At 44.6% G+C, this 10,347-nt stretch carries 11 protein-coding genes; all 11 read right to left on the reverse strand.

All coding sequences use genetic code 11. The features are described 5' to 3' along the window. Window positions 1-86: 86 nt before the first annotated feature. Window positions 87-1,004 carry a hypothetical protein gene (locus BN161_RS27930; RefSeq protein ID WP_052356150.1) on the reverse strand — a complete coding sequence of 306 codons (918 nt, stop codon included), beginning with the start codon at window positions 1,002-1,004 and terminating at the stop codon, window positions 87-89. A 6-nt stretch (window positions 1,005-1,010) separates the two neighbouring features. Continuing rightward, entirely contained in the window at window positions 1,011-2,045 is a 1,035-nt protein-coding gene (locus tag BN161_RS02005) for a hypothetical protein (RefSeq protein ID WP_044262567.1), read from the reverse strand. Next, window positions 2,038-2,385 carry a hypothetical protein gene (locus tag BN161_RS02010; RefSeq protein ID WP_044262569.1) on the reverse strand — a complete coding sequence of 116 codons (348 nt, stop codon included), beginning with the start codon at window positions 2,383-2,385 and terminating at the stop codon, window positions 2,038-2,040. Before BN161_RS02010 ends, BN161_RS02005 begins: the two co-directional genes overlap by 8 nt. Before the next feature lie 16 nt (window positions 2,386-2,401). Next, window positions 2,402-3,556: a hypothetical protein gene (locus BN161_RS02015; RefSeq protein WP_044262570.1), complete on the reverse strand. Its 1,155-nt coding sequence runs from the start codon at window positions 3,554-3,556 to the stop codon at window positions 2,402-2,404. Beyond that, on the reverse strand, window positions 3,553-4,977 hold the full coding sequence (locus tag BN161_RS02020; protein WP_052356151.1) for a hypothetical protein: 1,425 nt from the start codon (window positions 4,975-4,977) through the stop codon (window positions 3,553-3,555). The genes BN161_RS02015 and BN161_RS02020 overlap by 4 nt, the downstream gene beginning before the upstream one ends. 2 nt (window positions 4,978-4,979) lie before the next feature. Further along, window positions 4,980-5,252, reverse strand: coding sequence for a hypothetical protein (locus BN161_RS02025; RefSeq protein ID WP_044262572.1), 273 nt, complete (start codon window positions 5,250-5,252; stop codon window positions 4,980-4,982). Between the two features lie 42 nt (window positions 5,253-5,294). After that, window positions 5,295-8,951 carry a phage tail tape measure protein gene (locus BN161_RS02030; RefSeq protein ID WP_167332480.1) on the reverse strand — a complete coding sequence of 1,219 codons (3,657 nt, stop codon included), beginning with the start codon at window positions 8,949-8,951 and terminating at the stop codon, window positions 5,295-5,297. A gap of 120 nt (window positions 8,952-9,071) precedes the next feature. Next, on the reverse strand, window positions 9,072-9,341 hold the full coding sequence (locus BN161_RS02035; protein ID WP_044262575.1) for a hypothetical protein: 270 nt from the start codon (window positions 9,339-9,341) through the stop codon (window positions 9,072-9,074). After that, on the reverse strand, window positions 9,334-9,582 hold the full coding sequence (locus BN161_RS02040; RefSeq protein WP_044262577.1) for a hypothetical protein: 249 nt from the start codon (window positions 9,580-9,582) through the stop codon (window positions 9,334-9,336). Before BN161_RS02040 ends, BN161_RS02035 begins: the two co-directional genes overlap by 8 nt. Next, window positions 9,579-9,764 (reverse strand): hypothetical protein, encoded by a 186-nt coding sequence (locus BN161_RS02045; RefSeq protein ID WP_044262579.1) that lies wholly within the window; start codon window positions 9,762-9,764, stop codon window positions 9,579-9,581. The genes BN161_RS02040 and BN161_RS02045 overlap by 4 nt, the downstream gene beginning before the upstream one ends. Next, window positions 9,761-9,958, reverse strand: coding sequence for a hypothetical protein (locus BN161_RS02050; protein WP_044262581.1), 198 nt, complete (start codon window positions 9,956-9,958; stop codon window positions 9,761-9,763). The genes BN161_RS02045 and BN161_RS02050 overlap by 4 nt, the downstream gene beginning before the upstream one ends. Window positions 9,959-10,347: the final 389 nt, after the last annotated feature.

Genomic DNA, 10,347 nt, shown 5'->3' on the forward strand with positions numbered 1-10,347 from the left:
TTTAAATTATATCAAAAAACGCCCAAATTCAACATTTAATTTTTAATCTCTTTTTGTTTAATAATTATACCTTATCAATCAGCATATCAACTATTATAATACACTGAAGTAGCAAGTTCGCAACGGTCATACATATCTTTGCTTGAAACCGTATAGTCGTTAGTGTTGGTAATCCACCACTCGACATAATCAGCACCTATAAGATTGCATTTCCGAGCAACGACATTCAACCGACGCGGGAATGTACCTATCCTCACCTGTTTCACCCTCAAACCATTGTACATGAAAGGGTATGAACCATTTTCGCAACTGACATACACACTACCCGGATTCCCGTAGAATATCATTTCCGATTCAAAACCGTCAAGATCAAGCGAATTGGGTAAGGTCATATAGTGCGTATCATTACCCTCATTCTTGGTAAAGATAAAATTGAGTCCCTGGGTCAGATCGGCTTTAAAGGCTTCCGCAGTATAGTTATTGAGGCTTACTTCACGAAAAACCTTTTGAATACCAACCTTAAATATACCTTTGTTACACACAATAGAACCGTCTGAGCCAAAAAGTATATTTCCCTTTGCAAAGCTCGCGTCACCTGTCCGCCCATTGATCCTACAAATGATATTACCGTCAGCATCCTCAACCTGTACATTCTTTACGACTAAATCGTCAGCATCGATATATTCAGATTTGATCTTCTCACTCAACAGTAATTTGGTAGCTATGAAAACCCAGTCCACGGCTTTCTCCCAATATCCTGACTGGTTTGCAACTGAGGTCTGAGGATTATTAGCGGATGAGGAAGTGTGAGATTTCAAACACAGATATAACATATCTTTGTATAATACCACATCGTACCAAAGCTCACCATCGGCTCCCGACAGATATCGCTTCCCTTCCGCCCAATTTGTCTGACGCATACGAGCACCACGGTCACCTTTCGCACCATCATCAGGAGCCGCCGTAACACTAAAAGTTGATGCAACTATCTGTTTCTTTGCCATGACAACTCAAGATTTAGTACCCTGTACATAACCGGTGATGTTACCACCTGCACCCTTCACATCAGTATAAGTAAGTTTACAGCCGGTTGTAGTGGGTGCATTGACCGGAGTAAAAGCCGTACCGTCAGCCTTCGTGAAAGAAGTCTTGAACGTAAACCCGTTCACTTCTTCACCCGTACCTGTTTTCTTGACCTTATACGTTGCCGTAACCTCACTGGTAGTACCGCTACTGGTAAGCATCGTCGGACCACTGTAGTTTATTGCCAGGAATAACGGATCAGTCTCATCGCTTACTTCACAGATAGCAGTGGCTACCACTTCACCGCCGATAATGAATTCAGCTCTTACACTTAGCTTAGAATCAATGTCATCAGCCACCAATGAAACACTGTTAGCGGTTGACCATGCTGTGGTTGACGGCATCTTGTACCATTTCAGTGAATAATTGCTCTGAGGCACCAGAGATCCACCCTTGTAGAGTTCCTGAGTCACTTTAACGGTAGCTGTATCACCATCAATAATACCGCCATCGGAAGGATACAGGAAACCGTAATAGGCGGAGTTACTAAACTCCGAGATGGCAAGCGGTATCTCAGAAGTATAGCCAAGATTATGCCCTGAAGCCTCGATCTCACCATCCATGCGGATAGTATCCGCATCCATGTTGGAAGCACTGGCCAAATTACCCGCTATTTTCAACGCCGGTACATTCACAGAACCATTATTGTAAGTAGTGGTTTGCATCTTACCGGCTACGGCCGCCGGGGCAGTAGACAAACCCGAAGCGTTAAACGTTATAGGAGTATTGTTATAATACCATTTCTCGGAACCCGACACGATAGGTTTGATCACATTCTCATTGCCTGAGCGCATGACCGGATAGATGATAGGTTGATTAGCCGCTACGCTCCAATCCGGTACACATTTACCCGTATCCTTCTGGTACATCTGCACAAGCGGTTTAGTAGACCGGATATTACCCTGTGCGCTATCACCGTCAATAATCATACCGATATAAAAAGAACCCGCAACATCACTCATCCTGTACCTCCTCTCCGTTAATTGGGTTATCTTCCGCCACAGATTCTTTATCACTGTCCTGAACCGGCAAAGAATCCCCGGCAGGTAATTCATTACTTTCTTCATTTAAGACCTCCTCTCCAATTTTATTTCCGCCGGCTTCGATCAGTCTGGCAGCTTCCTGTTCTGTCAGAACCTGCCCGGCAATGCCCCTCACATATTCCTCAGGTTCGAACCTCACCATACGAAGGTCACTCTCATTAACGATAAAATCACCGTCAGCAGTCCGGTGGCGGACATCAATCACACCGGCACGCCGAGCGATATCGGTGGAAACTTTCAAATACTTCATTTCTCTCATATGCTTAATTTTTAAATTAGCCCCTGGCTATTATTACTTCATTCGCACCTGTACGGATAGGATCACCACTCTTGGTAGTAAGCACCGTATAAGGACCGATCTCATACACTTCCGGGTAAACCGACATTTGCAAACCACCACTCAGGCGCAGGCTGTCGGCTGTTACTGACACCGAACTGCCGTGCCCGATCTCCACGGCTGTAGCACCCGCGGCGGATGATTTTTTGAACCATTTCACGAAGAAGAACTTGTCGATCTGATCCGTTGTCAGCTCCTCTTTGTTCGTCAGTATCTTCACATAAAAAGTCATGTTAGCCATTCCCTTACGGATAATGCTGCCGTTCGGACTGTAGACAAATGCCCTGATCGGTGGAATCTTATAGACTATGGCCGTCTCAGCCATCAGGGTATCATCCGCAGGTGCCGAAGGCTTGGTTCCGGTATAATAGGCTGCACGGCAACGGATAATGCTCAGATATGTATTGTCGGCATCTATACGCAAAGTCTTACTTCCCTGCCCGGATACATACTCGATGTTCAGGTCGGAAGAATCAATCAACGTCTCTACACCATTCACAACCTTATACCACCAATACGCCACATTGGCATCCGCAACCGTCTCGCTGCCCATTTTCAATGCGGCAGTGATATCTATGTACTGGTTATCCTTTAGGGGGTTATAGGTTATCTTGGCAGGCTGATTGATACTCAGTGAAAGCTGGTCATCACTCTTCTGTATAGAGTTTAAGGTGAATGTATCGTTATATACCAGTGTGTTCCTGTTCCTGGAATCCACATAAGTAGCCCGACAAAGAATCTGCACCGGAGCTGTCGGGGAGACATTCTTCTTCACCAACAATGTACCATCGGCATTCAGAACATAATTACTATTCCCCGAAGTAATCTGGTTACTCTCACTGTTTTCATACCAGGTGACAGTCAGTTGACTACTCTTATCCCCGTTACTGATAATCTTATCAGGATCCACAATATTGAGGAACGACCTCAGCTTCATTGGAGTTACGGCACGGTTAGGAATGTACGTGTTGGCATTGGTATAGTAGAACTGTGTCTTGCTACCTCCACCATCAATAACAATTCCAAAGCTCGCCTTCAGAGGCGTATAACTGGTTCTGACCGGTTGCGGTTGAACCACGGTTTTAATTTTCATACAATTATGCTGTTTTCGACATTAATACTCCCGGCACCGTCGCGGACGTATGCCGTACAGGTGAATTTCACTTTTCTCGTAGCTCCCCAGTTGCTTGGCATGTCTTCATTCGTCAGGTGTAATACCCGCCCATTATTGGCATGAGCGACCGACCAGGCGTTATCTTCCGTCACCTGACCGCTGTCACGGGTCCATGACCAGTCACCGGGCAACACATCCTCAGATATATCATTGTAACCCCAATACACAATAGGGGTGAATTCCGCATCGACCTTACCGGCAAAGAAGTTATAACCGTTATTGGAAGAGAACACAAGGCTCAGTTCTGAATTACCTTCAATCTGCGCCCAGTCGGTTGCATTCCATTTGGGTTCCTGAGTCGTTCCGGTAGAAAGACACATCCATTTGCAGCCAATGTGATAGACTGCATCAAATACTTCTGGTGTGGACTGGTAGGGATTGTTCACAGCATCCTCGGCTGACCACGGGCCACGGTTGTTCTCTGAGCGGACCGATGTCCCCTGATAATCTATGCGTAACAAGTCCTGAATGGCAATACCCCGGCAATAGATATAACTATGACGGTAGTTTATAGGCAAATTATCAAACAGAGATAATTGCTTCAACTTGCCAATGATAATAGCATAGTTATTCTCTTCCAGTATGGGCTTTGTCACTCCATCGAGCATGCAGATACACTTCTCACGGGAAGACAAGTACCAATATGCCTGACGATCTTCATTGACCGGATTGCCACGGTGGGATAATATCATCAGCGGTTCCGGCGGATAGTTCTTGCCACCCGGCACTTCATCATCCGGGTACATGACGGCAGTTATGGTATTGGCCACTGTGTTTACATTCAGGACACGCAACCAGGAAGTATAATGATCTCCGGTACCTGAAGCAAGATTATTCACCACGCCATAAACGACATCATTTTCGTCCAAGTCTGTGAAATCATTCTCCCAACGTTTACGCAGTGGTAAACGGTAGGTACCGTCTTCCAGGAGTTCGACGCTCTCAATAGTCCCTGACTCGGAAAAGGAATAGTCGCTTTCCATAGCTGAAAGACGGTTGAAGATAAGTTCTAAAACGGTCAGCGATTCCCGGATCTCTACCCGGGACACCTGTAGAACCCCATTTACTTTTGCAATTATGCCCTTGCCCGCAGTGAGTGAGTCTATGGCTTCGCCAACCTCTAATCCTCCTAAGAGACGCAATAAATAGTTAGTACTATCAATCGTATCTTTACGAAGGAATATATCTTTTAAAGTCTCATTGTTATTTAATATTTCATCCAGTATTTCCTCAAAATTGGTTGCTATTTTCTTGAAATTTCTTTCTAATTTCAGACGTACATCTTTACCAGTGTCCTGCGCACCATTCCAGGGAACTATATTTTCATATTTATTATCCATAATTATCTCAGTTCCAGTTCATGACCGTTAAACTCCAATAACAGAGGTTGCCAGCACATTCCATATTCCATTGTATCCAGATCGATAAAATTCAGCATATAATCCGCAAAACGGTTATTTTCTTTCCGGCTTTGTTTGCGAAGCCGGGCACGCTCTATCTTCACAAGACCGCTACTCTTCCGACGTTCATAGCTGTAGCTCATGAACGCGAAGGAAAAATTCTCTCCATGTTCACTGCATCGTCTCATCTCATTAATTGCCTCGTATACTTCCATGATGCAAAATTATTATCCGGTTCCGCATTAAAAAAGGACATCTCAACGGCTCACATTTCTCTCTAACTGTTCCACCCTCTTAATACTATCACGCACTCTGCGAGCATCTACAATCAACTCCTTGTTACAAACCACCTGTAATAACCGGTTATTCTCTTTCATCAGTTCAACGAGTTGCTTCCATTGTTCCGGTGTAAGTCTGGAAGATGAGATATCGGAAGCTGCAAAAGAAGAAGCTGAAGAATCTCCGGTATCCACAAAACCACCTGCATACTTTCCGCTGCGAGTTTTCACTTGCTCAAGTATCTGAGTGGTATTAATCATCCGGATCGTACCATTTTTCTGAGCCACATCAAACACATCCAAAAACTGGCGAACGTGCGGATTAGCCACACTTTCGTGGTTGGCCACAAATTCATTCTTATGCACGGGTATCACTCCGGCCACATCATCCGGATTACCATTTTTTGTATAACCTTGTACATACTCATCCGAATAACCGCCTTCCTTCAGTCCCTTCGCTTCGTCCCGTTGCTGTTTGGCAACGGCAATCTGAGCCGCACCGCTGGCGATGGCTGCCGCAGCTGCTATCGCTCCCAGTGCCGGGCCAACGAACGGAATACCCGCCATAGCCTTGTAAGATTCCATAGCGGCAACGGCAGTGGTTGCAGTCACTTGGAGAACAGAAGCTGCAAACTGCTTATCGGCATACTTCTTCTTAACCTGGTTGATTGCCTCTTCTTTCTCCTCCTCCAGTTTCGTAGTATCCTTGCCCGCTTTCTTGGCCGCTTTGATTTCCTTGTCATACTTCCGGGTAACTTTACTTATCTCTGCATCCTGCAACGCACTGACTACCTGGCTGGCCGCTGCCGCTGCCTGACCTATGACATCCAGTGTAGCCTTAGCCTGCTCTTCACGCAGTTGCTCATGTTCTTCATTGATACGTGTCTTCTCTTCCTCATACTCCTGATAGGTAATGAGGTCCGCATCATACATCGCCTGAAGGATATTATTTTTCTGCTCAAAATCAGAGGTGTTATCAATCTTCTTATAACCGGATTCCCGTTGCTTTGCCTTACCCTCATTCTTATCCTTGATATCCATGTCCAGCAACTTGTTATCAATGGAAGAAGTATCTTCGCCATAGGCAGCAAGCATATCCCTTCGCTCTTCAAGATACTGCCGCTCTTGTTCCTTCAGTCGCTCCTGATAGTCAGCTTCAGTCTTTATGTCCCCCTCCAGATAAGCCCTCTTGATATCTTGCACCTGCTCTTGATAGTCACCTTCTTGCTGTGCGAGGATATCGCTCTGAGTGTTCTTATTTACCATCTGCGTTGACTGATAGAGCCTGTTCGCTTCAGCAATCATCTTGTCATAAATCTGCCCCTGTATCTGCGACGTATCTTTACCATACTCCTCCAGTAAGGCCTTTCTGCTCAATAGATATGTAGCTTCAGCCTTATATAATTCTTGCTGATATTCATCTTGCGTCAGCTTCTCATTCAGGAGTCCTTCTTTAAGGATATTCTGTTGCTCTTGGTAATGCTGCTGTAAAGCGGTCTCTTTGGCTTTAAGTTCTTTTTCAAGTGCTTTATCGTCGATAGGTACAATCGGTTCAGTTGTATCAGTAGAATCGGGAACCATAGCTATTATTTTTTCCAGTTCCTTTTTCTTTTCAACATATTCAGCTAATTGGGCAACACGTGCATCAAAGTCTTTCTCCAATCCCCGTAGATAAGAGTTTCTTAATATCTCATTATCTTCGGTTGCCTTTAGGATGCTCACTTTCTCTTGCTCATACCAAGCTTTAGTTTCAATCATTCCCTTTGTAAGTAAGTCATCAAGTTCGTCAATACCCCGCTGTGCATCAGATTTCAATTGCTGCTTTTGCTTATCAGTAAGGAACTCAAAATTTTCAGCACTCACTTTAACGCCGGCTATCAAATCCATCGTGGCTTTCGTTTTCTCCAATGCATCATTAAGCCGATTTTGTGCATCGGTTGCTTCATCCGTTTTATCCCGAAAAATAGCGAAGTAGGAAATAACAGCAGCAACCCCAGCAGCAACAAGCCCCCAGGGACTTGCCTTAGTAGCCTTGCTAAATAAGTTAGTGGCCAACGTTGCAGCTTTCGTTATGGTGTTATACCCTGCTGTCATTATAGTGCCAGCTTTCACATAAAGTGTATAAGCGGCCACTGCTGTGCCTGCTGTTAATATTGCTCCTTTATATTCATACAGAACAGATACCAATGCACTCAGTCCCTTCACCGTCATGCTACCGGTAGTTATCATATATCTCATCACCGGCTGTAATTTTTCTCCAAGTTCTACCCGCACATCCTTGAAGTTCTTTTTCGCCTTATCCAGTCCTGCTTGTACCGTATTGTTTTGCACATTAAATTCATTGATAATACTTGTGCCATCCCGATACGCATCATTCGCCAATTTCTGTGCATCCCGGATATCATCAATCTTTCCGGCCATGGTGCTGATGACTCCCGATGCACGCACACCATCCAGCCCCATCTCTTTGAACATAGGTGCCAGTTGATCCAGTCCACCCTTCTTATTCAAAGTGTCCAAGAACTGGAGCATCGCTTCATTCGCATCTTTTTTGATTAATGAAGAAAACTCTTCCACACTCTGTCCTGCAATTTTTGCAAACTTCGCCGGTGTCTGGAACATCTTCATCATCAATGTCTGGAAAGCAGTAGCTGCCATCTCCTGTTGCTGCATATTCTGATCAAGTACAGAGGCATATCCGAGGATATCCCCCTGAGCAACTTTCGCCTGATTTGCCGCACCTGCAACGCGGGCGGTAAACCCAACTAAGTACGCTTCAGCGGCGGATGAATTTTGAGCAACCTCATTGATGGCGGAACCAGTGGCTAACATCGCTCCCCGAAGCCCCAATTTCTCATCCTCACCGAACATCTGTGCCAACTTACCGATATTCTTTACCGCATCTTCGCCAAGATCCTCACCCAATGCCACATTGATTTTATCGGCAGCATCCACAAACTCCAACACATCTTTTTTGGCGGTGATACCCAGACGCCCGGCATCTCCGGCCAACGCATTTAGTTTCTCTCTCGGAGTCCGGGTATCCATCTGCTTAAATTCTTCATTCAGGCCTTTCACCTCTTCAGCCGTCATTCCGGTATATTTCCGCACCTGGCTCTCCGCTTCTTCCATCTCCGCAAATTCATCCACACATTTACGCGCAGTCATTGCCACACCGGTAAGCGAAGCGATAGCACTGGCACCAATGGCCGCATACTTGTTGAATCCATCTGCCATCTTTGAGAGGGAAAACTTTGTATCACGTGCCTGCACTTCCAGTTCCTTCATCCGCTGTTTGGTCAGCAGATAGTCAGCACGCAGAGTTTTCCATTTTTCAGTACCAGGAATTTCATTATCCATCTGAGCTTTAAGCGACCGTGATTGTTTGCGCAATTCACTATAAGTTAAAGCGGTCCGTCCTGCCTCCTTACGCAATCCATAGAGAGACGCATTCAGTTTGTCCTGTTGTTTTTCCAGCTCTTTATATGCTGCCGAATCCTTCTTGCCATCAGCTTCCAGCTTCTGCATTTCCTCACGCACTTTCGCAATCTGTTCCCGCGTCTCATCGAACTTGGCTTTCGCTTCCGAATTATCGATCCGGATGGCAACTCTGAAATCATTGATACTTATAGCCATACCCATTGAAATTTATATGGCAAAAGTACCCTGCCACCATGCCTTGAAAAAGGACATAAAAAAAGCCCGGCTATCCAATCACGGACTACCAGGCTCAGCCATTATTACTCAAAAAAAATATTATCCTTTAATCCTGTGTTTCTCAAGATATTCCTTTTCAGTCATACGTCCATCAATCACTGCTTTCGCATCTTCATACGAAAGCTCAAAATGCAGGTTTTCACCACGACCAGTTCCCGGAGACAACATAATATTGCTGTCCGCTTCCATACCCATTTCCGACTTGAGTTCAAGAATCACCTGCAAAAGAGGTTTTAGACCATCCTCTACAGGTACTCCCAAAGAATACATTATCTCATAATGAGGTTTCGCATAATCAATATCAAACATTTGAACCTCCTTTCTCCTTTTGGGGAACAAGTTCCCGAATGACACAAGCCACAATTCGTAAATCACTAATATCAGAGATAAGTTTATCCGCATCCACATTGTTTCCTATCTTCAAGTCAAGAATAGTACCTATAGCCTTATCAATAACCTCGCACAGAGTATCACCGCCATCCTCTTGAATGCTCGACAGTGTCTTACTAACGAGAGGTGTCAATATAACATTGTTAACTTCCGCAATCATTCCGCACCTCCTTCCTGATTGCTCAAATAACCATTAAGAAAGGTAGAAAGCCGTTTAATCTCATCCAATGAAATATTCTCAATGCTATATTGATGCTTATTAAAATCCAGGTTATATTCAACTTGAGCGTTATCTTCACTTCCGGTACTGATTACTTTGCAGATTACAAACTCATCATTCATAGCTTGCCCCCTTCCGCATTAAAAGTAATATTCACACTCCCACCATTGGTATAGATAAGAATCGTGTTACCTTCTTTGGCTACATGAGCACGTTTGCGGCCATCGCATAGTTCAGCCCCAAGTTTAACAAGCATTTGCTGGATTTTGTCTACGGATACATAGCGTCCGTGAGCGCGTTGGTTTTCTTTTTTCATTTTGGAAGTCTTTTAAAATGAAACAATATGTTGGTTACTACAGGAAGAAAACAAAAAAGTTCCGCTCCCCGTTGACTTCCACCTTGAACAGGCAGTGGGCGCATTAACGCTCCACACGGGACGGAACTATATCTAATACTACGGACATAAAAAATGCCCGCAGCAAATATGGCGAGCCTACTCGCCTGTTCAATATGGAAGTCACTGCAAAGATGAGGATTCTTTTCAATTCTACAAAGCAAATGCAGAAAAAAAAATAAAATGCTTGTGGCCATCGCATAGTTCAGCCCCAAGTTTAACAAACATTTGCTGGATTTTGTCTACGGATACATAGCGTCCGTGAGCGCATTGGTTTTCTTTTTTCATATCGTTGTACTGTTTAGCGTTTA

This window comes from Bacteroides timonensis, assembly GCF_000513195.1.
GTDB lineage: Bacteria > Bacteroidota > Bacteroidia > Bacteroidales > Bacteroidaceae > Bacteroides > Bacteroides timonensis.